This window comes from Flagellimonas okinawensis (genome assembly GCF_029194005.1).
Taxonomy (GTDB): Bacteria; Bacteroidota; Bacteroidia; order Flavobacteriales; family Flavobacteriaceae; genus Flagellimonas; species Flagellimonas okinawensis.
The window spans coordinates 165,627-191,036 of record NZ_JARFVA010000007.1; the positions used below are offsets into that span (position 1 = coordinate 165,627).

The following is a 25,410-nucleotide window of genomic DNA, read 5'->3' on the forward strand; positions in this document are numbered from 1 at the left end:
ATTCTTTTTCAGAAATTTAAAATTTCTTTGTACAATAGCTCAAAAGCCTTGTTCACAGACTTTTTCACGACCCTTTCACGGTGTCTTCCCATGGTGAATTTTTGTGCAAAAGTACCTTTTGGAGTACTTATCCCTATATAAACGGTACCCACATCGGCATCGGAATCCCCTTTGGTGGGGCCTGCGTTACCTGTTGTAGCTATGGCAAAGTCACTGTTCAGTTTGGTTTTCACATTCTCGGCCATGGCAACGGCAACAGCTTCACTTACCACGGAATGCTCATCGATCAATTCTCGGGGAACCTCAAGTACATTGACTTTGGCCTCGGTGGCATAGCACACCATACTGCCCATAAAATAATTGGATGCACCGGGAACTGCCGTAATTCGTTCCGCAATGGCCCCGCCCGTAAAACTTTCCGCAGTGGACAAGGTCAGTCCTTTATCGGTCAATAAAGTACCTATCTGTTTTTCCACTCTGCCGTCTTCCTCTTCCTCACCATATATGATATCACCGATCAAGGGGTACAATTTTTCAACTTGCTCTTCTATTCCTGCCATCAACGTTTCCTTATCGTTCCCTTTGGCGGAAAGTCTTAATCGAACACTGCCCAAATTGGGCAAATAGGCAAACTTGATGTACGAAGGCAAATTATTTTCCCAGTCCTCCAACTTCTCGGCCACGGCACTCTCTCCCATACCATAGGTCACTATGGTCTTGTGGACGATGTGCGGGCGATCATATTCCTCCACGATTTTGGGCAATACGGATTTGGCCATCAAATTCTTCATCTCGTATGGCACACCAGGAAGGGAAACAAAGGCGGTCTCCCCTTTTTTGATCCAGATACCGGGTGCTGTTCCGAACTCGTTGTGCAAAACAGTGGCCTTGGAAGGCACCATGGCCTGCTCCCTGTTCAAATCGGATATCGGGGTGGTAATATACTTTTTGAAAAGTTCTTCGATATGGCCAAGTACCGCATCGTCCCGAACCAATCGATCATCAAAAAACTCACAAATGGCATGTTTGGTAATATCATCCTTTGTGGGTCCCAGACCGCCGGTAACAATTACTACCGATGAACGCTCGCCGGCTTCCTTAAATGCTTTCAATATATGCTCCCTATCATCTTGTATGGAAGTGATCTGATATACCGAAACACCTATTTTATTGAGCTCTTTGGAAATGAATGCCGAATTGGAGTCTACGATTTGTCCAATAAGGATTTCATCGCCAATGGTGATGATTTCAGCCTGCATTTATAGATCAAAGTCGTTTTTTAGTTCAGCGACCACTTGGTGGATGTCCTTTTTTAGGATGGGAAATATACCTTCAATCTCCTCCATGCTTCCAGTGGTCTTGCCCAAGGTCTCTATTTCGAGGGCCTTGGCCCTTGTTTGCTCCATTCCCAAAATATCCACATTGGGCTTGATCTTGTGAGCAAGTTTATATATGTTCTCGTAGTCCTTACAGCTGATGGCTTTTTCCAGCCCTTCCAAATCTTCGGGAACTTCTTCCAAAAACACGGAAATTACAGATACGATGAAATCCTCATCTCCTTCTGCCATTTCATTTATCTTATCGAGGTTGTAAATCATTATCTTACATTAATATCAAACATTCGCTCTCCTTCCAATGCCCCGACAAGGTAGTCATTTGGGCTTACTTTACCAACACCGGCCGGGGTGCCCGTAAAGATGATGTCTCCTTTTTTCAACATAAAATAGGTGGATACATGGGCGATGATTTCATCTATCTTCCAAAGCATCAAGGAAGTATTCCCCTCTTGGACCACCTCGCCGTTTTTGGTCAAGGAAAAATCCATATGATCAAGATCTTTAAACTGATCCTTTGGCAACCATTTTCCTACCACAGCGGCTCCATCGAAGCCTTTTGCCTTTTCCCAGGGGAGTCCTTTTGATTTTAATTTGGACTGAAGGTCCCTTGCAGTAAAGTCGATGCCCAAGCCAACTTCATCGTAATACTTGTGGGCAAACTCCTTGGAGATATGTTTTCCGACCTTTTTGATTTTCACCAATACTTCCACTTCGTAGTGTACATCATTGGAAAATTCGGGAATGTAAAAATCCTGCTCCTTTGGCAGAATTGCGGAATCGGGCTTAATAAAGACCACGGGTTCTTCCGGACGTTCGTTGTTCAGTTCATTGATATGATCTACGTAATTACGTCCAATACAAATCAGCTTCATAAGTTGTCAATGGGGGTTAACGCTTATTGTTACTCTTAAAATTTATTGTTGAGCTTGCTCAGTTTTATCTGGGTCAGCACTTTCTTAGTGTACAGAGGAAAATCCGCGTTCAGGATCCAGCCAAAATAACCCGGCTCCTTCTCCATGACCTCATCCACTGTTTTGCCCTTGTGCTTTCCAAAGGAAAATACGGGTTCGTCGTTTTCATCCAGACCAATAAAACCGGCAAAATCAAGGTTCTGTTTTCTGGTGGTAAACTCAGATAGCTTCTTCACATCGTTCTCTAGTTCCGGATATCGCTCCAACTGCGCCAACAAGACCTCGTATGTGGCCATGGTATCCGCTTCGGCACTATGGGCATCGTTAAGGTCTTTGTCGCAATAGAACTTATAGGCCGCCTCCAGGGTCCTCTTCTCCATTTTATGAAAGATGGTCTGTACATCGACAGACACCATGCTCTTCATATCAAAGTCCACATCGGCACGGAGCATTTCCTCGGCCAATAAGGGTATATCGAACCGATCGGAATTAAACCCTGCCAGATCACTGTCCCTGATCATGGCGTAAATGTCCTTTGACAATTGTTTGAACGTTGGCTCATTGGCCACTTTCTCATTGGATATCCCATGAATGGCCACAGTCTCCGGTGGAATCGGCATTTCCGGGTTTACCAACCAAGTTCGGCTCTCCTTGTTGCCATTTGGAAAAACCTTGAGAATCGAAATCTCCACTATTCTATCTTTGGCCACGTTGGTTCCCGTGGTCTCCAAATCGAAAAAGCAGATGGGTTTGGTCAATTGTAATTGCATATGGGACATTTTAATTCAAATTCACTTGGTTTCTAAATTAACAATAGTGAAAGGAACAAGCGGTTATTTTCTGCTAAATTTCCCTATTTACATCCCAAGCCTCCAAATAATCGGCCACTGCCTTTACGAACATTCCACCCAATGCCCCGTTTACAACACGATGGTCGTAACTATGGGAAAGATACATTTTACTGCGTATCCCAATATATTCACCTTGATCGGTCTCTATCACGGACGGAATCTTCCTGATCGCGCCCAAAGCCAAGATACCAACTTGCGGCTGATTGATGATCGGGGTTCCGAAAACGCTTCCAAAGGAACCTACATTGGTCACCGTATAGGTACCTTCTTTGATTTCATCCGGTTTCAACTGATTGTTTCGGGCTCTATTGGCGAGGTCGTTCACCGTTTTGGCCATACCTACCAGATTCAACTGGTCTGCATTTTTAATTACGGGCACGATTAGATTGCCATCGGGCAATGCTGCTGCCATACCCAAGTTGATATTTTTCTTTTTAATGACCTTGTCCCCATCCAATGATATGTTCATCATAGGATATTTCTTGAGGGCCATGGCAACGGCTTCCATAAATATGGGCGTAAAAGTGAGCTTTTCCCCTTCTCGTTGCTGGAAGGCGTTCTTGACCTTGTTCCTCCAATTCACCACATTGGTCACATCGACCTCCACAAAACTCTGTACATGGGCAGAGGTGGATACACTCTCGATCATATGGTGAGCGATCAATTTGCCCATTCTTGTCAATGGTATTACCTCATCTTGTGCACCAACTGCAATCTTGGACTCTTTTGGTTTGGTCTCGGCTGGCTTTGTGTTTTCTGGAGCTTCCACCTTTTCCGGTTTGGTTTCTGGTTGTGGTACAGCCTTTTGTTGTTCACCACCACCGTTGGAGCGACTTTCCAGATAAGCCATGATATCGTTCTTGGTGACCCTGCCCTCTTTACCCGTACCGGCAATCGCCTCCAATTCATCCATGGTCACATTTTCTTCCTTGGCTATATTTTTTACCAAAGGTGAATAGAAACGTTCCGAACTGGAAAAATCCGGAACTGGCGCGGAAACGGATTCCTTGACCCCTGCCATCTGAGCCTCCAGTTCCTTTGCCGGTACTGCTTCGGGTTCTTCCGCAATCTCTTCCTCTTTGGAACTATTATCAGACATGTTGTCGACCTCCCCCTCTATTTGGATCACGGCCACAACCTCACCTACCTTGACTACGTCATCAACATCGAACCGCTTTTCCAACAACACACCGTCCACTTCACTGGGGACCTCGGAATCCACTTTATCGGTAGCTATTTCGAAGACGGCCTCGTCCATCTCAATGGTATCGCCCACTTCCTTTAACCAATTGGTCAGGGTAGCTTCTGCGACACTTTCTCCCATTTGCGGTAATTTCAATTCAAATTTTGACATATTCGTATTTATCAAAGTGATTTTGATTAGTATGTTGCAAAAATACTAAAGAAATCGACTTATTTTTGATTTATGTTTATTAATTCGCTTTTATAGAACTTTCAAAGGGCACCCTATTGATTATACTTCTGCCCAAAGTTACCTCATCTGCGTATTCCAATTCATCTCCCACAGAAATTCCCCTTGCAATAGTCGAGGTAGTGACATCCTGCCCCTCCAATTGCTTGTAAATATAAAAATTGGTGGTATCGCCCTCCATCGTAGAACTCAGTGCCAATATCAATTCTTTAATGGTACCGTCCTTTACTTTTTTGATCAAGGGAACTATGTTCAGGTCCTGCGGCCCAACGCCTTCCATGGGGGATATTTTGCCGCCGAGCACATGGTATAGCCCATTGTATTGGGAGGTGTTCTCTATGGCCATCACGTCCCTAATATCCTCGACCACACACACCATGGTCTCATCTCTTTTGGGATTGGCACAGATCTCACAAACTTCGGTGTCCGATATATTGTAGCAGTTTTTACAAAAATTGACCTCGCCCCTTAGTTTTAGCACTGCATGCGCCAACAACTCAGTTCTTTCCTCTGGCTGTTTTAACAGGTGAAGCACCAGCCTCAATGCCGTTCGTTTCCCTATCCCGGGCAATTGCGACATTTCATAGACTGCGTTTTCCAATAACTTTGATGAAAATTCCATAGAATCAAATCTCGTACAAAATTACAATTTTACTGTTATCAATTTACTTCCGTAATTTGCAAATCAAATTACATCTATGACTGCCACGCAAATTCTGTTGCTTATAGGCGCCTATTTCCTGGTGCTGATCCTTATATCCTATTTTACCGGCAAAAACGATTCCAACGCTGATTTTTTTAAGGCGGGTAAACAATCGCCCTGGTATGTGGTTGCATTTGGAATGGTGGGTGCATCGCTCTCAGGGGTCACCTTTATATCGGTACCGGGTTGGGTCGGCGACAGTCAATTGACCTATATGCAAGTAGTTCTGGGTTATTTGTTCGGCTATTTTGTGGTCGCTTTTGTCCTATTGCCTTTATATTACAGGCTCAACCTTACATCTATATATGAATACCTGCATGACCGCTTTGGAAAGGTAAGCCATCGTACGGGTGCTTTTTTCTTTTTTATATCAAGGGTATTGGGCGCTGCGTTCCGGTTATACCTCGTTGCCATTGTATTGCAGCAATTTGTTTTTGATGACCTTGGGGTAAGGTTCGAGTTTACCGTGGTCATTTCCATTTTATTGATTTGGCTGTACACCAACAAAGGCGGGATAAAGACCATAGTCTGGACAGACACCTTACAGACACTGTTCATGATTTTGGCAGTGATACTTTCCATTGTTATGATAAACCAAGAGTTGGGGTGGAGCTTTGGGGAGTTCCTGGCATCCGCCGAGCTCAAGGAGTATAACAACTTTTTAGTTACCGATAGCTTTTTGGATAAAAGCTATTTTATCAAATCCTTTGTGGGAGGGATGTTTGTCACCATTTGTATGACAGGGCTCGATCAGGATATGATGCAAAAAAACCTCACCTGCAAATCATTGAAGGATGCACAAAAAAATATGGTCTCCTTTAGTTTTGTTCTGGTGGGCACCACATTTTTGTTCATGTTGCTGGGGGCTTTGCTTTTCATTTACTCTAAAAGGGAGGGCATCGGAATACCCTTGATGGACGGCAGCCCAAAAACAGACTTGCTTTTTCCCGAAATTGCACTGAACGGTGGTTTGGGCCTTGCCCTTTCGGTGACGTTTATGCTCGGTCTTATCGCAGCGGCATACAGCAGTGCGGACAGTGCCCTCACCTCCTTGACGACGTCCTTTTGTGTAGACTTTCTAAATGTTCAGGAAAAAGATGATAGCATACAAAAACGAATTAGAAAACGTACCCATATTGCCATGAGTTTTGCCTTGGTGATCGTAATCATCGCCTTCAAGTACATTTTGAGCAGCAATGTAATCGACAGTTTGCTCACGGTGGCCGGATACACCTATGGTCCTTTATTGGGGCTATTTGCTTTTGGCATATTCACCAAGCACAAGATTAAGGATGGCTATGTATGGATCGTGGCCCTTATTTCGGTTGTCACCATAGTTTTGGTCGCCAATGTCCCCGTTGAATACCTGGGCGGATATCAGGTTGGCTATGAATTGTTACCGCTCAACGGATTGCTCACTTTTATAGGACTATGGTTGATCAGGACCAAGGACAAAGCTCCCAGATCTAGTATTGCCCAGTAGCAAGAAGCACCAAAGTACAGGCGACCTCGACCTCGATGCCAGTGTTTTCAAGGATTTCGTAGAACTCCGGATTTTCGGTTCCAGGATTAAAAATGACACGTCCTGGCTTGAGATCTATAATCTGTTGATAATATTCTTTTTGATTTTTAGGGCTTAAATACAAAGTTACCGTATCAATATTTTGAAAATCAACTAAGTTGTCTTTAATTTGTACCCCTGATACAGTTCCCCCACGTATCCCAAATGCGGTTGTTTCAATATTGTTTTCAACCAACCTACGAATTGCTGTGTTACTGTATCTTCCCGGGTTTGTAGAAGCCCCTATAACGAGTGTTTTTGACATTTGTTAATTTTGGTGTTAAATTTTTATGTAGACTGTAACTTTTTAGTTGAAAAGTCGTCTATTTTTTATATCTTAATGTCATTGGTAAGACTGTATTTTTATAGTTAATGGTTAGTGTTTAGTATAGCTTATCAATGTATAACCCCGGTATTTTTGCCGGGGTTTCTTCTTTTTATACCTCAACTTAATGGTCAACATTAATGTCAAGGCCTTACAAAGGTGGAAATTACTTGTCTTTTTCTTGTAAAAGAATGTTAAAATAATGCTGCGCTGTAACAATCTTTAAACCCAGACGTCTTAACAATATCATCAATCAATCATCAATCATCAATCAAAAAACGAACTACTCATGAGACATCTGAGCTTTCTTTTGGCACTCTTTCTGTGCCTAACATCCCCTTTTATTACATTCGCCAACGACCCTGATACTGCTCTGGGCATCGTTGACGGAAAAGTAGTGGACCAGACTTCGAATCAGCCCGTAGCCTATGCCGCCATTGTCATTAAATCCGAAGATGGGACCAAGACGATTACCGGAGGTATCACCACGGAAGATGGAAACTTTGAAATTCAAAAACTGCCCGATGGCAACTTCATTCTTGAAGTGCAGTATATCGGGTACAAAACCCATTCCCAGAAACTGGAAATTGCCAAGGGCAAACGCAACCTTCACCTTGGCACGGTCATATTGGAGGAAGAAACCAAAGAACTCGAAGGGGTTGAAGTTGTTGCCGAACGCACGACCATTGAACAGCGCGTGGATCGCAAGGTGATCAATGTAGGGAAAGACCTGACCACCGCTGGTGCTTCGGCCTCTGATATTATGAACAACATCCCATCGGTAAACGTGGATTCCCAAACTGGTGATATTACACTTCGTGGCAATTCAAACGTTCGGGTTATGGTGGATGGTAAACTCTCGAATGTTCCCGTTGCACAATTATTGAAACAAATCCCTTCCACGGCGATCAAATCCATAGAATTGATCACCAATCCATCCGCCAAGTACAATCCTGAGGGCATGAGCGGCATCATCAATATTGTATTGCACAAAAACGCAAATATTGGTTTTAACGGAAATGTGAACATGGGACTTACCAAAGGTATCGAAGCCAAATTCAACAGTTCCATTGATTTGAACTACCGTAACGGAAAATTCAATTTTTATGGCAACTATGGAAACAATATCGGCAAATGGGTAAACGATGGAAGCATTCTTAGAGTGGATGAAAATTCAAGACAAAAGTTTGACTTTTTCAACAACAACAAATCACACCTCTACAAGTTAGGCGTGGATTTCTATTTGAACGAGAAGAATACCATTTCCTTTTTCACCAACCAGAACATCTATGAAGGTGAGGGTACCGGTGCCACCGAGGTAACCTACTTCAACAATAGCTCCAGAAATGTCACACAGCTCTTCCTGGACGATTCCAACAACCGTAGCGAACAATACAATTTTGACTATAAATTGGATTTTAACAAAGAGGGGCACAATATTGAACTGGAAGTGGACCATAACCTGTTCGAAAGTGAACAAGACGCGGATTTTAGTTCCGTTGGCGCATCAACCTATCCCGACTATATGGATTTTGTGGACACGGAACGCACACAGACCACGGCGAACTTGGACTACGTAAATCCATTGGATAGCATCTCCAAATTGGAATTGGGGCTTCAATCAAGAAATTTCGAGACCAAGGTGGATTATTCCTCGACCGGACAATCTTTCAACTCCAATGTTGACCTGGCCCCTACTCCATCCACCAAATTTGTGTACGATATGGATATTTATTCCGCCTATGCCACTTTTGGCCAAACCTATGAAAAATGGTCCTATCAAATGGGGGTGCGTATCGAAGACGTACAGGTAAAAGCTGACACCAATGCTGTACGGGCGTTTACCGATAAGTATACCGAAATTTATCCTTCCGCCTTTGTGACCTACAAGCCAAACGAAAAGGACCAACTACAAGTAAGCTATAGCAGACGGGTGGACAGACCCGGACTGCAACAAGTAAACCCCATTAGGGAATTTGCCACGCCCTTGATATCTTCCTTTGGCAATCCAAATTTGGTTCCTCAGTTTACCAGTTCCTATGAAGCGAACTACACAAAACGAATCAAAAATGGAAGTATCACAGGAGGTGTTTTCTACCGCAGCATTTCCGACGAAATCAACAGAGCCATTTACGTGGATAGGTTGGATTTGAACAAGACGATCCTAACGTATGACAACTTCGACAAGACATCTGCTTACGGAGTTGAGCTTTCCACAAATTATAAGCCGATCAAATGGTGGAACATCAATGGCAGTTTTGACCTGTTCTCCCAAACCCAAAGAGGCCTCACCGAAACATTGAACACCACAGACCCCAACCCTAGTGAAGAGGATATTGTGGAACAAAGGGTAAAGGTCGACAATACGGCTTGGAACCTTAGGTTGAACAATAGTTTTACCGTCACCAAAAAACTGACGCTACAGGCATTCGGTTTCTACAGAGGACGAAATAAAAGCATACAGTTCGATGCAGACCCTATGTACTTTGTCAACTTAGGGGCACGGTACAGTTTTGCCGAGGGGAAAGGTACCTTGAGCTTAAACTATAATGATATTTTCAACACCATGCGCTTTGCATTTGAAGGAGAGTACCCCTACGCACAGGAAGGTGCCTTTAACTGGGAAAGCAACAATGTGTACGTTGGCATGTCCTACCGATTTGGAAGTGGAAAAAATCGTGCCAAGCAACGTAAAAGAAGGGATAGCAACACCAAGCAAGGTGGCGGCGGAATCCTGTAAATAGATTTGATGCTTCATATTTGAGTGTTGGTTGGTTATCTTGTGGGAGCATCAATTAAAAACCCCGATCTTAAGATCGGGGTTTTATTTTAAGGTATATTTTGTTTGGAAATTACCAGCGAATAATAACACTGCCCCAGGTAAAACCACTTCCGAATGCGGCAAGTACCACCAAATCACCTTCCTTGATCTTACCCTCTTCCCAAGCTTCGGTCAAGGCAATGGGAATGGAAGCGGCCGTGGTATTTCCGTATTTCATGATGTTGTTAAAGACCTGATCATCGCCCAATCCAAACTTCTTTTGGATGAACTGAGAAATTCTAAGATTGGCCTGGTGCGGGATCAACATGTCAATATTCTGGGGTGACAAGGCATTTTTCTGCAAACCCTCCATAATTACCTCACTGAATCTCACCACTGCATTTTTGAAAACAAATTGACCGTTCATATAAGGAAAGTAAGATGTATCCTCTGGATCATTGTCCTCAATAATATCGGTCACCCATCGCTTTCCCATACCGGGTGCAATCAATGAAAGTTCTTCTGCATGCTGTCCTTCCGAATGCAAATGAGTGGACAAGATACCTTTGGAAGAGTCTTCCTCCCTGGTCAAAACCGCGGCACCTGCACCATCACCGAATATCACGGATACCCCCCTTCCCCTTGTGGTCATGTCCAGTCCGTGAGAATGAAGTTCGGAACCGATGACCAGGACGTTTTTGTACATCCCGCTTTTAATGTACTGATCGGCAACCGAAATACCGTAGACAAAGCCGGAACATTGGTTTCTTATATCCAGGGCTCCCACTGTATCCAGTCCAAGATCTCGTTGTACCAGTACACCCGGACCGGGGAAATAGTAATCGGGGCTCAGGGTCGCAAAAACGATAAAGTCGATTTCTTCTTTGGCAATACCGGCCCGCTCTATGGCTTTTTGGGCTGCTTTTACTCCCATCGAGGTCGTAGTGTCGGTCCCTTTTACCACATGCCGTCTTTCCTTTATGCCGGTACGTTCCTGTATCCACTCGTCATTGGTGTCCATCACCTTCGATAAATCATCGTTAGTGACCACATTTTCAGGGACGTAAAATCCCAATCCTGATATTCTTGAATTATACATTACAAAGTGCTTAAATATTGAATCTTTAAAAAATTCTAGGCTAATTAACGGAAAAGTAAAAAATATATCCCAAGAACTGGAAATTTATTAACAAAATTAGTCCATGTACTTTTCAAAATGATTCACCTCAACCTTGGCCCTGAGATCGTGCAAGAGGTTATAAAGTCCAAAAAATGTGCGGTTTATGTACAAAAAGTGTTTCGATCCCCTATTCCCGTTCATTTTTCTAATTTGCTCGTCCTTGGAATAACGCTCACTAAGGTTCGCGATCTTGTTCCAAAAACCTTCATCCCCGAAATCAAATGTTTCCTTATGGAAAGGCGATGTGAAAATGGTGAGCATCTCCTTGAACAAGGCCTTGAAAAACTGTAATTCCTCTTCGGAATCCGTTGGGGTCAGGATTTCCAGTTCGTACAATTTCTCCATGAAGATTCGATCGTTATTGATATTTTCTTCCTTGGCCAATTCAAAATAGGGCACGTAAAAATCCTCAGGTATTTGCTTGATACATCCAAAATCGATAGCGATCAATCTACCCTTAGGGCTTACAAGGAAATTGCCTGGATGCGGGTCTGCATGCACTTGGCGTAACTTGTGAATTTGGAACATATAAAAATCCCAAAGTGCCTGACCTAGGGTATTACCAAGTTGCGCATCGAAATCGGTTCGGGTAAACTCCCCTAAATGGGTTCCTTCCATCCAATCCATAGTGAGAATACGCTCACTTGACAATTCGCGGTAGTATTTTGGAAACTGCATATTGGGAATGACGGAGCAAGCTGTGGTAATCTCGTCACTTTGTTCCAACTCCAAAATATAGTTGGTCTCTTCAATAAGTTTATGTTCCACCTCCTTAAAATATTTTTCGGAGTCCTTGCCCTTTAGGTTGAACATTTTTATGGCCACAGGTTTCACCAAGGCCAGATCACTGCTTATACTTTCGGCCACACCCGGGTATTGAATTTTAACGGCCAGTTTTTTTCCGTCCTTTTCAGCTCGGTGTACTTGCCCTATACTTGCGGCATTTACAGAATCCTTTTCAAATTCATCGAAAATGTCCTCTGGATATTTTCCTAAATATTTATTGAAGGTCTTTCGGACCAGTGGTGCGGACAAGGGCGGCACGGAAAACTGCGAAAGCGAGAATTTTTCCACATAGGCACTTGGCAAAAGGTTTTTCTCCATACTGAGCATTTGTGCCACTTTTAGGGCACTTCCCTTTAAACTCTTTAGACCGTCATAAATATCCTCTGCATTGTCTTGATCCAAAGTATCTTTGGAGGTTTGGGGGTCCACAAGTTTTTTACCATAGTATTTTACATAGTTCCCACCGATCTTGACCCCGGTCTTTACGAGCTTTCCTGCCCGCTCTATTTTCCCTGTGGGAATGGTATCCAGACTTTTCATTGTCCTTATGCGAATTTCTCTTTATACAGGAATTTCCCGAAGTCCACAATTTTTTCCAAAGGTGTACTCTCAAAAATCTGGAAGACCGTGGTAACCGATTTCTCTATGGCGATGTCTGTTTTCTCAAAACCTGGGGAACCATCTTCCATCCAAAACTTTAGGATAAAAAGAAACTGTAACCAAGCACCCTCCGAAAACAAAGGAGCATTGTATTTGAACATCTTCAGGTTCTTCTCCTCATTTCTCTCCTCGATCAAAGTGGATGCAAAATCCTTGAACTTTTTGCGCAATCCTTTCAACTGCATCAATCCTTCAAGGGAATACTTATGTTCTTGCATGATAAACAGCACATAACTCCTGTTCAGGCTAAGATTCTCAAAAAAGGTAAAGAAAAAAGTAAGCATTTTTTCCTCATTGGTCATGGAACTATATTGCTTGTTTTTGACCATTAGTCCATAACTATTGTCAAAAAATTTGTTCCAGATGGATTGTTGAAGTATTTCAAAGGAGCCGAAAAATCCATAAAACTCCTCTTCCTTTATTTTATGTTCCTTACAGAATTTGAACACCGAGCTTGGCACTTTTTCATTATCCAGTACGGATTCCATGAACAGGTCCACTATTTTCTCCTCGGTGATCTTGGTTTTAGAAGTATTTGCCATATCGTTGTTTTTTTGAAGAATTACGAAGGTACGTTTTAAAGAAAATGCACCTTCTGGCGAAAGTGCATTTTCACAACCTAACCAATAAATAAACAAACTTGTTATAGTAATACTATTTCATAGCAATTTTTAACCTATAACACTGTAAATATAATCATTTTGTTTAATCTTTATCAAAATAAAATAAACAATATTATGTTAAAATTGATATTGCACGTTAAAGCCAGATGTAAAATGTCAGTTTGTCAGATTGATCACTGTGGTATTTTTTTTGACTGAATTGGACTAAAGAATCAAAAAATAAAAAGATGGCTACAGGTAAAATCAATGTTTCGGTAGAGAACATTTTTCCCTTGATCAAAAAATTTCTTTACAGTGATCACGAAATTTTCTTGAGGGAACTTATTTCCAATGCTACGGATGCAACCTTAAAATTAAAACACCTTACTTCCATTGGTGAGGCCACGGTCGAATATGGCAACCCTATGATCGAGGTCAAGGTGGACAAAGAAAACAAACGTATCCATATTCTGGACCAAGGTATCGGTATGACCGAGGAGGAAGTGAAAAAGTATATTAACGAAGTAGCTTTTTCCGGTGCAGAGGAATTCCTGGACAAATACAAGGATGCAGGAAAGGATGCCGGTATTATCGGACATTTTGGCCTTGGTTTCTATTCAGCTTTTATGGTGGCGGAAAAAGTGGAGATCATCACAAAAAGTCACAAAGATGAACCTGCAGTACATTGGAGCTGCGATGGATCGCCAGAATTTACCATAGAACCAAGCGATAAAACAGAAAGGGGTACGGAAATTATCCTTCACATTGCCGAGGATTCCACAGAGTTCTTGGAAGATGCCAGGATCCGTGAACTATTGGTAAAATACAACAAGTTTATGCCCATCCCGATCAAGTTCGGGACCAAGACTGAAACACTTCCTAAACCGGAAGGTGCGAAGGAAGAAGATCCAGCTCCTACCCAAGAAGTGGACAACATCATCAACAATCCAAATCCTGCTTGGACCAAGCAGCCTACAGATTTAAGTGATGAGGATTATAAAAGCTTTTATCGCGAGCTATACCCAATGCAGTTCGAGGAACCTCTGTTCCATATCCATTTGAACGTAGATTATCCTTTCAACCTAACGGGAATTCTCTATTTCCCAAAGTTGACGAACGACCTGAGTATTCAAAAGGACAAGATACAGTTGTACCAAAACCAGGTATTTGTTACGGATAATGTTGAAGGTATAGTTCCTGAATTCCTGACCATGCTGAAAGGGGTCATCGATTCCCCTGACATTCCCTTGAACGTATCCAGATCTTATTTACAGGCAGATGGTGCCGTTAAAAAGATTTCTTCCTACATCACCCGAAAAGTGGCGGACAAACTGACTTCCCTGTTCAAAAATAACCGTGAGGATTTTGAGCAAAAATGGAACGACATCAAAGTGGTGATCGAGTATGGTATGCTTTCGGAGGATAAATTCTTTGAAAAAGCGGACAAGTTTGCACTTTACCCTACCGTGGACGGTAACTACTACACTTTTGAGGAGCTGGAAGCCAAGATCAAGGACAATCAGACCGACAAGGATGACAAGCTGGTCGTACTATATGCCTCTGACAAGGAAGCACAGCACAGTTACATTGAAGCTGCAAAGAAAAAAGGATATGAGGTCCTTTTATTGGACTCCCCTATCGTTCCCCACCTGATGCAAAAACTGGAAACCTCCAAAGAGAACCTATCCTTTGTACGTGTGGATGCAGATCATGTGGACAACCTCATCAAAAAAGAGGATACCGCTATATCCAAATTGTCCGAAGAGGAAAAAGAAAGCCTTAAGGCCGATTTGGAAAAAGTGATTTCTGAAAAAGGTTACACCATCCAAATGGAGGCCATGGAGAGCAGTGCTTCCCCGTTCATAATCACGGAGCCCGAATTTATGCGCCGAATGAAGGAAATGCAGCAAACCGGAGGTGGCGGGATGTTCGGCATGGGGAATATGCCGGATATGTATAACCTGATCGTAAACACCAATCATGAGTTGGTCGGTGAAATACTGAACACCAAGACTGCCAAGAAAAAGGAAAGATTGATCAATCAATCATTGGATTTGGCAAGACTCTCGAAAGGATTGCTAAAAGGTGAGGAACTCACCAACTTTATAGCACGGAGTTACGAGATGATCAAATGATCATAGATTAACTATCATCAACAACGCAAAACCGCTCAATATGAGCGGTTTTTGCATTTTATGACTATATTGGAACAACCAATCAATCAAAACGTGGCCAATAACGATTACAATAGTCCAACCTTTAAAAAGCTCTTGGACTCCCTTCAACAGCAAAGTTGGGAACTGGAACTCATTATTTCTGGTTTCGCCATTTTTGGACTTTTTACCGCATACGAGCCACTACGTGTGGAAATGTTGAATGCGGAAAACGAAGATCAGATCTATCGCTTCGTAGTATATTTCATCCTCAACATTGCTTGTTCCATCCTCTTGTTCAATCTATTGCTCCACGTGGTCTTAAGGGGGCTTTGGATTGGTGCCCTTGGCCTGAGGTACGTTTCCGGGGATATCGAGTTCGAAAAACTTCGCTACTCCGAAAAGTTCACCAAATATCTACAAAAGCGCATCATCTCCTTTGACAGGTACATTGCCAATCTGGAAAACTATTGTAGCGTACTGTTTGCCATATCTTTTTTATTGATTTTTTACGTGCTGGCCATGACCATGATCATTCTATCGATCGTGTTTGTGGCGAACTTTATAATCGAAGGTGATATTTTGCCCCAAGGAGTCGGCGGTGTGGTGGGTGCCATTCTTATCGTGTTCATTATCTGTGGAATGTGCCTTACCTTCATAGATTTTATCACACAGGGTTGGCTCAAAAAGAAAAAATGGATCTCACGTTTGTATTTTCCAATTTATTGGGTATTCAGTTTTATCACCCTTTCCTTTCTGTATCGACCCTTGGTCTACAATTTTTTGGACAATCGATTTGGAAAAAGGCTGATACTACTCTTGGCCCCGATTTACATCGTCATTTTAATGATCACTACTTTGGAGTATAGGCAGTCCAATTATCTTGACAAGGAACAGCAATCGTCCAGCATTTTTGCCAAAAAAGAAAATTACTTGGATATGCTGACGGAGGATGGTGATTTTCCAGGACGAATGGTGATACCTTCCAAAGTCATTACAGGTTCCTACTTGACCATATTTGTTCCATATACTGAAAACATTGAGGAACGTATCTTTAATTTCAATGATTCCCTAAGACCGAAAAATGACAGAAGGGGGCTATCCACCAGCATGAAGATAAATACCAATTGGAGCGAAGAGATTACAAGTGCGCGCCAAAAGGACAGTATAAGGAAAGTGTATTTGAAGACTTTCAACAAAATGTATTCCTTTAAAATAGATAGTTTGGAGATGGACGAAGATTTCGTGGTGACCACTGGAATGAACAATATCCTCGGATTTGAAACCTATCTAAAGATTTCTGAATTGAACGAGGGAAAACATCTGTTGAGACTAAGACGAAAACTTAAGAGAAAAGATACCATTGTTACCCTTACAGATGTTATCTTGCCGTTTTGGTCTTTTAAAGAATAAGGCACTTATGGCTCCATGGCACCTTTACGTAATGGCAGGAATGTACATTTTTGCAGGTTCAATGCATTTTATCAAGCCCAAAATGTATATGCGAATAATGCCCTTGTACATACCAAAGCATAGACTTTTGGTCCATTTGAGCGGTATTGTAGAAATTTTGCTCGGTATAGGTGTATGTTTCGATGCCACCCGAAAACTGAGCACCTTTGGTATTATTTTAATGTTGGGGGTCTTTCTTTCGGTACATTTTTACATGCTTTCGGGCGAGAAGGCATCTGCAGGTATCCCCAGATGGATATTGCTTCTTCGGATTCCCCTACAATTCCTTTTGATGTATTGGGCGTATTGCTATGCGTATATCTAAAATATAGTCTTCTCCATTTGCTTTTTCAACCAAGGGACCTGTGCAAAAAACAGTAATCCAAAGGATAGGAAAGCATATACGGTTACTTTGGAAAAAGTAAAACCTTTTACCCAACCCCAATCTGAATGGAACCACTTTTCCATATTCACGTTTTTAAACCATCCTTGACTATTATCCACTCCCAGTTGGGAACCTATTAAAATAAGTAGAGCAACAAAAGCAATAAATACAGCCGACAATACTCTCCCGGATACTATGGGTTGGTATTGAAACACCTCCTTCGGAGTCTCAGTTTCCAATTTGCACATCACATTTTGGGTAAAATCAACCGAAGGTGACTCCAACGGAGCTTCTTCCATTAGTTTATCCACAAAAGCTTCCAGTTTTTTATCCTCTAAATCATCCATTGCTTTGCAATATTTCTTTGTTCACGCTCTTTTCCATAACACTGGCCAATCGTTTTCTGGCCCTGAACAACCTTACCTTCAGTGTATTTACTGGAAGACTGGTCGCTTTTTCCATTTCTTGCAGGTTCTTTTCCTCAAGATAAAACAAAGTAAGGACACCTGCATCTTCTGCCGATAATTTAGACAGACATTGTTTGATCAACTCACTCCGTTCGGTCTCCACCATTTGCTGAAAGGCCGTGTCCAAATCCGCATAGGCGACTTGATCGATATGTTCCAAATCGGTATGGATTCTTTTCTTTTTTATTTTTCTTATTCTGTCCAAGCAAGTGTTATAGGCAATTCTATACACCCATGTGGACATCTTGGAATCGCCTTTAAAATTCTGCAAGGACTTAAATACCTTGATAAATACATCCTGCGAAACCTCTTCGGCCTCTTGCCTATTGCCCAACATTCTAACGGATAAGGTAAAAACCAAATCCTTATAGTCATCCACCAAATCGGAGAACGCGCGGGTATTGCCCCTGCGTATTTCCGAAATGAGTTGTTTTTCCTTGTTGGTCAGCATTGTTCATTGGACGCCAAAAGTTGGATTTAGGTTACACAAAAAATAATTTTTATAAAAAATGTAACCTTATCTAAAAAACCGTCGTCATAGCTTATGAACAAATAAATTACGAATAATCATTAAAACGAACAGTTATGGGATCAGAAGTAATTATCATGCCTATTATAATGGGGGTCATTTTTGCCATCGCCTACCTTTATTTTTCAACAAGGAACAAGGAACGCCTGGCATTGATTGAAAAAGGCGCCGATGCCAGTATTTTTGTCCGCGGCAAGAGAGAGAAGGCCGCTCCGGTCTGGAAAATCATCATTCTAAATCTGGCCTTGTTGCTCATGGGCATTGGGGCAGCCATTTTTGTAGCTTCCATTTTGCACTCCACTTTAGGTGTGGATGAGGAAGTTGCCTATCCAGGAAGTATCTTCTTAATGGCGGGCATAGGACTTTTTGTTGGCTTTACAATGACCAAAAAATTAGATCAGGAGGATTGATTCTCTACTTGAATTAAAAATATAAGGCCACCGTCATCAGCGGTGGTTTTTTTATACCTTGCCATTATGAAAGTAATCTCAACAAACCTCGGCAAGCATACCAAGATCATTTGGAACGATAAAGAAATCATGACGGGCATCTACAAATATCCTGTTGATGAGTCACTTTACCTGGATACGGAAGATGTACAGGGCGATACTGTTGTAGATAGAAAATACCACGGTGGCACATACAAGGCCTGTTATTTATTTTCAGCTGACAACTATCCCTATTGGAAAGAGAAATATCCACTTTTGGATTGGAATTGGGGCATGTTCGGTGAAAATCTTACCATTGAAGGCCTTAATGAATCAAAGATCAGGATAGGGAGCATTTACAAACTAGGCTCAGCCCTGGTCCAGATATCCCAACCTAGGGAACCTTGTTACAAACTGGGCGTTAGGTTTGGAGATCAGCGCATATTAAAAGAATTTATAGACCACGGCCATCCTGGTACCTATATCCGTGTATTGGAGCAAGGCAACGTAAAGAACGGTGATGTTATGGAACTCGTGGAAGAATCAACGATACCTTTGACCATTCAACAATACTATAGGTTACTATTCTCCACCACCAAAGATCAAGATGTATTACAAAGGGCCATAGACAACAATGCACTCCCTCTGGCCAAAAGGGAGAAACTTAAAAAATGGGCATAAAAAAAGGGGGCCTCCCGGCCCCCAATGCACATAAAAATTAACTAAACAAACTATCTTACTTCCATAGTTTCTTTGTAGGTACCGAATTTGTCCACTACAACTATGGTATATTCATCTTCGAAAGCCTTTTCGAAATTGAATGATTTTTCTACTACTACGTCTCCATCGATAGCCTCGTCAAAAACCAATCTGTTCTTGCTATCATAAACTTTAAGGAGCACTTTTCCTTGAGAGATGTTCAAAAGGTTCATCATTACCTTTTGACCCTTCTTTACAAATACTGGATCAAGGTTAACCTTTACCAAGTTCTTTTCAACCTCGTATTTGGCTACTACTTTTTTACCAAAATCGGTTGCCGTTCCGTTTGCCATTCCCAAAGAAGATATCAAAAGGACTGCTGCTACTGTTAGGTTCTTTACTACTTTCATAACATTTCGTTTTTTTAAGATTACAGTACAAATGTATGGCGCAATAGGCTACAGGAATACCACCATCTTTTCCACTTTATATGGTATATTAACATGGTAGGTGTTTTAACATAGTATTAATGATAAAATAGCATAACTTTATGGTAACATTGTAGATATTTGCATGATATTTAGTTTTTTACCTTTATCATATAAGTAGAAAAAATTGCAGTAAATGATTCAAAAACCAGCATTTGAAGCAATAGCCCCAAGTTTTGGTCATTCTTTCACCTTTCAGAAGTTCAATGAGAACAATGAGAACAAGAACAATGGCTGGCACTACCACCCCGAATTGGAGTTGGTATACGTTAACGGGGGGTCAGGGAAAAGACAGATAGGAAGCCATGTATCCTATTATAGGAACGGAGACCTTATACTTATAGGTTCCAATTTACCGCACTGTGGCTTTACGGATAAACTCACTGGAAACAAAAGTGAGACCTTGGTGCAGATGAAAGCGGATTTTTTGGGGAGTGATTTTTTCAATATTCCGGAAATGAAGAACATCCAAAAACTATTTGAAGTGGCCAAGGGAGGAATTGCATTTTCGGGCAAGACCAAAATAAAGGTAGGAGAGAAAATGGAAATCTTGGAGTACCAAACGGATTTTCAACGGCTGCTCTCCATCCTTAATATATTGAACATACTTGCCACCTCCACAGAAATGAACGTATTGAATGCCGAAGGCTTCTCCATTGAAACTGAAGTAAAGGACAACGACCGCATCAATATTGTGTTCAACCATGTCAAAACCAATTTTAAGGAAGACATCAGTTTGGAGCAGATTGCAGATATGGTAAGTATGACAGTACCATCATTTTGTAGGTACTTCAAAAAAATAACCAACAAGACCTTTACCCAGTTCGTCAATGAGTATAGGTTGGTGCATGCATCCAAATTATTGGCAGAGCAGCCAATGAGCATCACCCAGGTCTGTTATGATAGTGGTTTCAACAATTTTTCGCACTTCAACAAGTCGTTCAAGGCATTTACGGGACAAAACCCGTCGGAATATAGAAACCAACTTAAGACGGTCCTACAGTCTTAAGACATTTCCGTTTAAGCGAAAATGTCGTTGAGCACCTTGGCAAGGCGCAATCCCCCTTTTTGTAGTTGTTGGAACAATAGGTCGTTGTAATCGTACGAATAACGGTACCCTAATTTTTGACCAATTTCCACGGAGTCGTAAAGTTCCGCACATATTTCATGGGATTCGTCCACCCAATCATAAATTGAGCCTTCTTGAATGGTTTTTCGTTGTTTACGGTCTACATCGGTAAGTTCATGGGCAAGTTCAGTGTAGGTCATACCATAGGATTCGATCAAATTTTTGTCCCAAACCCGGTGCAGGTTACTCCCCTGCCCAAACCATTGTACTTGAATATCATTACCTCCCTTATCCTCTTCACGACTGGCATGCATGGGCTGATGCAGGTCCCCTATAAAATGGATCAGCAGTTTTAAGTGAAAAACACGGTCTTCCCGACTATTGTTCTTGTCCTTCACCTTTTTGATACAGTCCTCAATGGCCGTAACAATATCGCCATATTCACTTTTCTCAGAATCCTTATAGCCTACACCGAGTGGATAGTTGACATAGTGCCAAGCCGAATATTTTGAAAATGACCTGTCCGCTTTGATATCATCGGCAAATGTGGACACAAAAGCAAGGCTATGGCCATCCAAAAGATCTTCCAATGCTCTTTTTGCCTTACCGGTCAAATGTTCCTGGGCAATTTCACCCGTAACACGATGTCCTGTTTTGCCCCAAAAGGCATTACCAAAAACAACAACAGGAAATAAAAGCAAAAGGAATAAGGTTTTTTTCATTTTTTGACGTCACTTATATGTAAAAAAATTCACACAGCTAAATTTCACAATGTTTTAGCAAAGAACAATCAATTTTAGAATTTTGGGATTTTTTTAACTATAAGCTTACATTTGACGTACCAACTAAACTCAAAAAAATGACCAAACGTTACTTTGCACTCGTTGCATTGCTTTTACCGTTTACCTTTTACTCGCAAACCAGTTCCAAAGAAATCAACGTAAAGTTTACGGAATCCGAATTTACCATTGATGGTGTACTGGACGAACCAGTATGGGAAACTGCCGAACCAACGGATAGTTTTTATCAATTTTTCCCAGCTGACACCATTCAGGCCGTTAAGCAGACCGAGGTCCGCCTCCTTTACAGTAACACCACCTTGTATGTGGGAATTAAAATGTACTCAGATGGTGAAGATTATGTGATTCCATCCTTAAAAAGGGATTATGGTGCCGGTGGAAACGACAACATTAGTATTGTTTTCGATACGTTTAACGATGGGACCAATGCATTTTTGTTCGGTATCAACCCCTATGGAGTTAGAAGGGAGGCCTTAATATCGGGCGGTGGCCAGGGATCTAGTGGATTTACCATGTCCTGGGATGTAAAGTGGAAGGGGGAGACAAAAATTTTTGATGGGTACTACACCTCCGAGATCGCCATTCCCCTTACCTCCTTCAAATTTAGGCAAGGAGAGACCAAATGGCGTTTCAATGCCTACAGGTTCGACATGCAGACCAACGAACAAAGTACTTGGGTCCAGATACCGCAGAACCAAAGAATTTACAACCTGGCCTTTATGGGCGATATGATTTTTGAGAAACCATTGGGAAAGTCCAGAACGCCACTGGCCCTGATTCCTTATGTAAATGGATTGGTCGCCAAGGACAATGAATATAATGATAGCTTTGAAACCTTCAACGTAGGTGGTGACGCCAAAGTTTCTATTGGAAACGGGATGAACTTGGACATAACGGTGAATCCGGATTTTTCCAATGTGGAGGTGGACAATGTGATCACGAACGTAACCCGATTTGAAGTTTCACTCCCTGAAAAGCGACAATTTTTTATCGATAACAGTGACCTTTTCGGTTCCTTTGGAACAGAAAGTGACTATAACCCCTTTTTCTCCAGAAGAATAGGATTGGCACAAAACGCCGATGGACAAACCATAGAAAATGGGATTATCGGGGGAGTTCGCCTTAGTGGTAAACTGAACGAAAATTGGAGATTGGGTCTTTTAAATCTCCAAACAGATAAAGATGAGGCCAACGAAATCGCGAGCAACAACAACACCGTGTTTGCACTTCAGAAGAAAATGTTCTCCCGTTCCAACCTTAGCTTCATATTCGTGAACCGGGAGACCTTTCAAGATTATGACTTTCTGCTAGAAGAGAACCGATATAATCGTGTAGTGGGATTGGACTACAATTTGGCAAGTGCCGATAATACATGGACAGGAAAGTTCTTTTACCACAAATCGTTTTCACATGGTGTAGAGGACCGTGACGATGCCGGTGGCATCAGCCTTAAATACAACTCAAGATTTTTAAATCTTGGGATCAATGGAAATTTTATCGGAAATAACTTTAGGTCCGATCTCGGTTTTGTTCCCAGAACCGATATCCTATATGTAAACCCCACTGCCGAACTTATTTTTTATCCAAGAAAGGGAAAATTAAATTCCCATGGATTTATTGCCAGGCCCGAATTTATATGGAGACCCACATTGGATTATAAAAACACCGACTATTTTATATTTACCGGCTGGCAGGCTCAGTTTAAGAGTCAGGAAGAAATATCGGTTCGTTTGTTCAACCGATACACTTATTTGACCAACCCATTCGACCCCACCCGTACGGAAGGGGGCACACCTCTGCCCGGAGATATGGGATATTATTATACCAGTGGCGAAGTGGAGTTCACCTCTGACAGAAGAAAAGTGTTCTATTATTCTTTGGAACCGGGATATGGGAACTTCTTCAATGGAAAGCGATTGGTCCTTGAAGGACAGTTGAACCTGAGGATTCAACCCAAAATGAATTTTTCGCTAGCATTTAATTACAACAATATAAAACTACCTGAGCCATATGAGAGCGGCGATATTTGGTTGATAAGTCCTAAAATCGACCTCACCTTTACAAAATCCGTATTCTGGTCCACTTTGATACAGTACAGCAACCAATTGGATAATTTAGGGTTCAATTCTCGTTTACAATGGCGTTTTGCACCATTATCGGACTTGTTTTTGGTGTACAACGACAATTATTTTGTGAATTCCTTTATGCCGCGCAACCGTTCGATCAACTTAAAATTGACCTATTGGTTGAATATATAACCAACTGATAATTAAGACGTATATTAGGGTCAAAAGGAATAATCATCAAATTTTCATCTATATGAAGAGGACTTGGATACCCCTAATTTTCAGTGTAGCTGTGCTGCTTCAATCCTGCACCTACTACGAGTGTGATTGTGAAGTGGACAAAGATGGAAACATTGAGTGCCCTTGTGGTTGACTCCAGTGCATTTACCCAAAATAGTCCCATGATAATAGCTTAGATACCCCATCGATTTTCCTATATTTGGGCTTCTAGCTTAAAAAAATATATGGACCAACTACCATTTACCCAAGATACCGTCATCTTTGGGCTTCTTTGTCTCTGTTTAGGTTTTGTTTTTTATACCTCTTCGATCAAAAAGGGTTTTTGGGGAAAATTTTACAGCGTCGTCCCCACTGTGCTGATGTGCTACTTACTGCCGGCCATTTTAGCAAGTGTGGGCGTAATCGACGAATCTTCATCCAACACTTATTATGTGGCCAGCAGGTATTTATTGCCAGCCGCACTGATATTGATGACCTTGAGCATAGACCTCAAGGCCATCGTGAATTTAGGTTCCAAGGCATTGGTCATGTTTTTGACAGGTACCGTTGGAATTGTAATCGGAGGGCCGATCGCCATATTAATTGTATCCATATTTTCACCTGAAACCGTAGGTGGCGTAGGTCCGGATGCCGTTTGGAGAGGACTGGCCACCATTGCAGGAAGTTGGATCGGTGGTGGTGCCAACCAAGCGGCCATGCTGGAAGTGTTCAAATACAACCAGGAAAGCTATGGGGGCATGGTCCTTATCGATATTGTTGTTGCCAACCTTTGGTTGGCCATAATTTTGTTGGGCGTGGGCAGAACAGAGAAGATAGATCGTTGGTTAAAGGCCGATACCTCATCTATTGAAGACCTTAAGGTAAAGGTTTCTACCTACACTGAAAAAATAGCCAGGGTGACCACCCTCAATGATTTTATCATGATTTTGTTCTTTGCCTTCGTCGGAGTTGGCATATCACACTTGGCTGGTCATCATTTCGCGGTTTTTTTACAGGATAATTTTGAAGTAATTCGAAATCCCCAAAAAATATTGTCCTCCCTTGGTTCCGAGTTCCTTTGGATGGTTGTTTTTGCCACGGCGATCGGAATTGGTCTTTCCTTTACAAAAGCAAAGAATTATGAAGGTGCTGGAGCCAGCAAAATTGGTGGCATGTTCATTTATATTTTAGTGGCCACCATAGGTATGAAAATGGATCTGGGAAAAGTAATGGACAATCCGGGGCTCATTGCCATAGGGTTGGTTTGGATTACCATTCATGCGGGATTGTTAATATTAATGGCCAAATTGATAAAGGCACCATTTTTCTTCCTGGCCGTGGGTAGCCAAGCTAATGTGGGAGGCGCAGCATCTGCACCCGTAGTGGCAGCGGAATTTCATCCTTCCTTGACCTCTGTGGGGATACTTTTGGCCGTTTTTGGTTATGTCGTGGGTACCGCCGGTGCATATTTATGCGCTTTGTTGATGGAAGTCGCCTCGAATGTTTAAATAATTTCAGAAGATTATGCATATTTGCCCTGCTAAAA

25 protein-coding genes are annotated in these 25,410 nt (G+C 41.9%); 10 read left to right on the forward strand and 15 right to left on the reverse strand.

Features of this window, described 5'->3' with window-relative positions; translation table 11 throughout:
- Positions 1–8 precede the first annotated feature (8 nt).
- The 6 genes from PY091_RS16775 to recR all read right to left on the reverse strand — a co-directional run bounded on the left by PY091_RS16775 (position 9) and on the right by recR (position 5,153).
- Positions 9–1,259, reverse strand: coding sequence for a competence/damage-inducible protein A (locus PY091_RS16775; RefSeq protein WP_275650666.1), 1,251 nt, complete (start codon positions 1,257–1,259; stop codon positions 9–11).
- Positions 1,260–1,598: an Hpt domain-containing protein gene (locus PY091_RS16780; RefSeq protein WP_275650667.1), complete on the reverse strand. Its 339-nt coding sequence runs from the start codon at positions 1,596–1,598 to the stop codon at positions 1,260–1,262.
- Positions 1,598–2,209, reverse strand: a complete 612-nt coding sequence (locus PY091_RS16785; RefSeq protein WP_275650668.1) for a fumarylacetoacetate hydrolase family protein — start codon at positions 2,207–2,209, stop codon at positions 1,598–1,600. The genes PY091_RS16780 and PY091_RS16785 overlap by 1 nt, the downstream gene beginning before the upstream one ends.
- 35 nt (positions 2,210–2,244) lie before the next feature.
- Positions 2,245–3,018: a 3'-5' exonuclease gene (locus PY091_RS16790; RefSeq protein ID WP_275650669.1), complete on the reverse strand. Its 774-nt coding sequence runs from the start codon at positions 3,016–3,018 to the stop codon at positions 2,245–2,247.
- A gap of 73 nt (positions 3,019–3,091) precedes the next feature.
- On the reverse strand, positions 3,092–4,453 hold the full coding sequence (locus tag PY091_RS16795; protein ID WP_275650670.1) for a dihydrolipoamide acetyltransferase family protein: 1,362 nt from the start codon (positions 4,451–4,453) through the stop codon (positions 3,092–3,094).
- A gap of 79 nt (positions 4,454–4,532) precedes the next feature.
- Positions 4,533–5,153, reverse strand: a complete 621-nt coding sequence (recR, locus tag PY091_RS16800; protein ID WP_275650671.1) for a recombination mediator RecR — start codon at positions 5,151–5,153, stop codon at positions 4,533–4,535.
- Positions 5,154–5,229: 76 nt separating this feature from the next.
- Between recR and PY091_RS16805 the strand changes: the two genes are divergently transcribed.
- On the forward strand, positions 5,230–6,717 hold the full coding sequence (locus PY091_RS16805; RefSeq protein WP_275650672.1) for a sodium:solute symporter: 1,488 nt from the start codon (positions 5,230–5,232) through the stop codon (positions 6,715–6,717).
- Here the strand turns inward: PY091_RS16805 and PY091_RS16810 are convergent.
- Complete coding sequence (locus PY091_RS16810) at positions 6,701–7,060, reverse strand: CoA-binding protein (protein WP_275650673.1); 360 nt, start codon at positions 7,058–7,060, stop codon at positions 6,701–6,703. The genes PY091_RS16805 and PY091_RS16810 overlap by 17 nt on opposite strands.
- Positions 7,061–7,409: 349 nt before the next feature.
- Between PY091_RS16810 and PY091_RS16815 the strand changes: the two genes are divergently transcribed.
- Positions 7,410–9,860 carry a TonB-dependent receptor gene (locus tag PY091_RS16815; protein WP_275650674.1) on the forward strand — a complete coding sequence of 817 codons (2,451 nt, stop codon included), beginning with the start codon at positions 7,410–7,412 and terminating at the stop codon, positions 9,858–9,860.
- A gap of 112 nt (positions 9,861–9,972) precedes the next feature.
- Here PY091_RS16815 and PY091_RS16820 read toward each other — a convergent pair whose 3' ends face one another.
- The 3 genes from PY091_RS16820 to PY091_RS16830 all read right to left on the reverse strand — a co-directional run bounded on the left by PY091_RS16820 (position 9,973) and on the right by PY091_RS16830 (position 13,049).
- A complete protein-coding gene (locus tag PY091_RS16820) occupies positions 9,973–10,980 on the reverse strand; it encodes a 3-oxoacyl-ACP synthase III family protein (RefSeq protein ID WP_275650675.1) in 1,008 nt (335 codons plus the stop codon).
- 96 nt (positions 10,981–11,076) lie between these two features.
- On the reverse strand, positions 11,077–12,387 hold the full coding sequence (locus PY091_RS16825; protein ID WP_275650676.1) for an ABC1 kinase family protein: 1,311 nt from the start codon (positions 12,385–12,387) through the stop codon (positions 11,077–11,079).
- A 5-nt stretch (positions 12,388–12,392) separates the two neighbouring features.
- Entirely contained in the window at positions 12,393–13,049 is a 657-nt protein-coding gene (locus PY091_RS16830; RefSeq protein WP_275650677.1) for a TetR family transcriptional regulator C-terminal domain-containing protein, read from the reverse strand.
- A 308-nt stretch (positions 13,050–13,357) separates the two neighbouring features.
- Here PY091_RS16830 and htpG point away from each other — a divergent pair, with 308 nt between their 5' ends.
- From htpG to PY091_RS16845, 3 genes are all read left to right on the forward strand, one after another.
- Positions 13,358–15,244, forward strand: a complete 1,887-nt coding sequence (htpG, locus tag PY091_RS16835; protein ID WP_275650678.1) for a molecular chaperone HtpG — start codon at positions 13,358–13,360, stop codon at positions 15,242–15,244.
- A 93-nt stretch (positions 15,245–15,337) separates the two neighbouring features.
- Entirely contained in the window at positions 15,338–16,675 is a 1,338-nt protein-coding gene (locus tag PY091_RS16840) for a hypothetical protein (RefSeq protein ID WP_275650679.1), read from the forward strand.
- Positions 16,676–16,772: 97 nt separating this feature from the next.
- Positions 16,773–17,039, forward strand: a complete 267-nt coding sequence (locus tag PY091_RS16845) for a DoxX family protein (RefSeq protein WP_417957433.1) — start codon at positions 16,773–16,775, stop codon at positions 17,037–17,039.
- Here the strand turns inward: PY091_RS16845 and PY091_RS16850 are convergent.
- Together PY091_RS16850 and PY091_RS16855 are read right to left on the reverse strand one after the other, a co-directional pair.
- Positions 17,036–17,446, reverse strand: coding sequence for a hypothetical protein (locus PY091_RS16850; RefSeq protein ID WP_275650681.1), 411 nt, complete (start codon positions 17,444–17,446; stop codon positions 17,036–17,038). The genes PY091_RS16845 and PY091_RS16850 overlap by 4 nt on opposite strands.
- The gene (locus tag PY091_RS16855) at positions 17,439–18,017 is read right to left on the reverse strand and encodes an RNA polymerase sigma factor (protein ID WP_275650682.1); all 579 of its coding nucleotides are present in this window, start codon (positions 18,015–18,017) and stop codon (positions 17,439–17,441) included. The genes PY091_RS16850 and PY091_RS16855 overlap by 8 nt, the downstream gene beginning before the upstream one ends.
- A 134-nt stretch (positions 18,018–18,151) precedes the next feature.
- On the opposite strand from PY091_RS16855, the gene PY091_RS16860 reads away from it, so the two are divergent.
- Complete coding sequence (locus tag PY091_RS16860) at positions 18,152–18,505, forward strand: DUF6249 domain-containing protein (RefSeq protein ID WP_275650683.1); 354 nt, start codon at positions 18,152–18,154, stop codon at positions 18,503–18,505.
- A 66-nt stretch (positions 18,506–18,571) separates the two neighbouring features.
- Complete coding sequence (locus PY091_RS16865) at positions 18,572–19,204, forward strand: MOSC domain-containing protein (RefSeq protein WP_275650684.1); 633 nt, start codon at positions 18,572–18,574, stop codon at positions 19,202–19,204.
- A 50-nt stretch (positions 19,205–19,254) separates the two neighbouring features.
- Here PY091_RS16865 and PY091_RS16870 read toward each other — a convergent pair whose 3' ends face one another.
- Positions 19,255–19,632, reverse strand: coding sequence for a hypothetical protein (locus PY091_RS16870; RefSeq protein ID WP_275650685.1), 378 nt, complete (start codon positions 19,630–19,632; stop codon positions 19,255–19,257).
- 214 nt (positions 19,633–19,846) lie between these two features.
- On the opposite strand from PY091_RS16870, the gene PY091_RS16875 reads away from it, so the two are divergent.
- Positions 19,847–20,719, forward strand: coding sequence for an AraC family transcriptional regulator (locus PY091_RS16875; protein ID WP_275650686.1), 873 nt, complete (start codon positions 19,847–19,849; stop codon positions 20,717–20,719).
- Between the two features lie 11 nt (positions 20,720–20,730).
- Here the strand turns inward: PY091_RS16875 and PY091_RS16880 are convergent, their stop codons facing one another.
- Positions 20,731–21,501 (reverse strand): S1/P1 nuclease, encoded by a 771-nt coding sequence (locus PY091_RS16880; RefSeq protein WP_275650687.1) that lies wholly within the window; start codon positions 21,499–21,501, stop codon positions 20,731–20,733.
- Positions 21,502–21,638: 137 nt separating this feature from the next.
- Here PY091_RS16880 and PY091_RS16885 point away from each other — a divergent pair, with 137 nt between their 5' ends.
- Positions 21,639–23,837 (forward strand): DUF5916 domain-containing protein, encoded by a 2,199-nt coding sequence (locus tag PY091_RS16885; RefSeq protein ID WP_275650688.1) that lies wholly within the window; start codon positions 21,639–21,641, stop codon positions 23,835–23,837.
- 82 nt (positions 23,838–23,919) lie between these two features.
- Here PY091_RS16885 and PY091_RS16890 read toward each other — a convergent pair whose 3' ends face one another.
- Entirely contained in the window at positions 23,920–24,048 is a 129-nt protein-coding gene (locus PY091_RS16890; protein ID WP_275650689.1) for a hypothetical protein, read from the reverse strand.
- Positions 24,049–24,109: 61 nt separating this feature from the next.
- Here PY091_RS16890 and PY091_RS16895 point away from each other — a divergent pair, with 61 nt between their 5' ends.
- Complete coding sequence (locus PY091_RS16895; RefSeq protein WP_275650690.1) at positions 24,110–25,372, forward strand: DUF819 family protein; 1,263 nt, start codon at positions 24,110–24,112, stop codon at positions 25,370–25,372.
- The last annotated feature ends 38 nt before the right edge of the window (positions 25,373–25,410 follow it).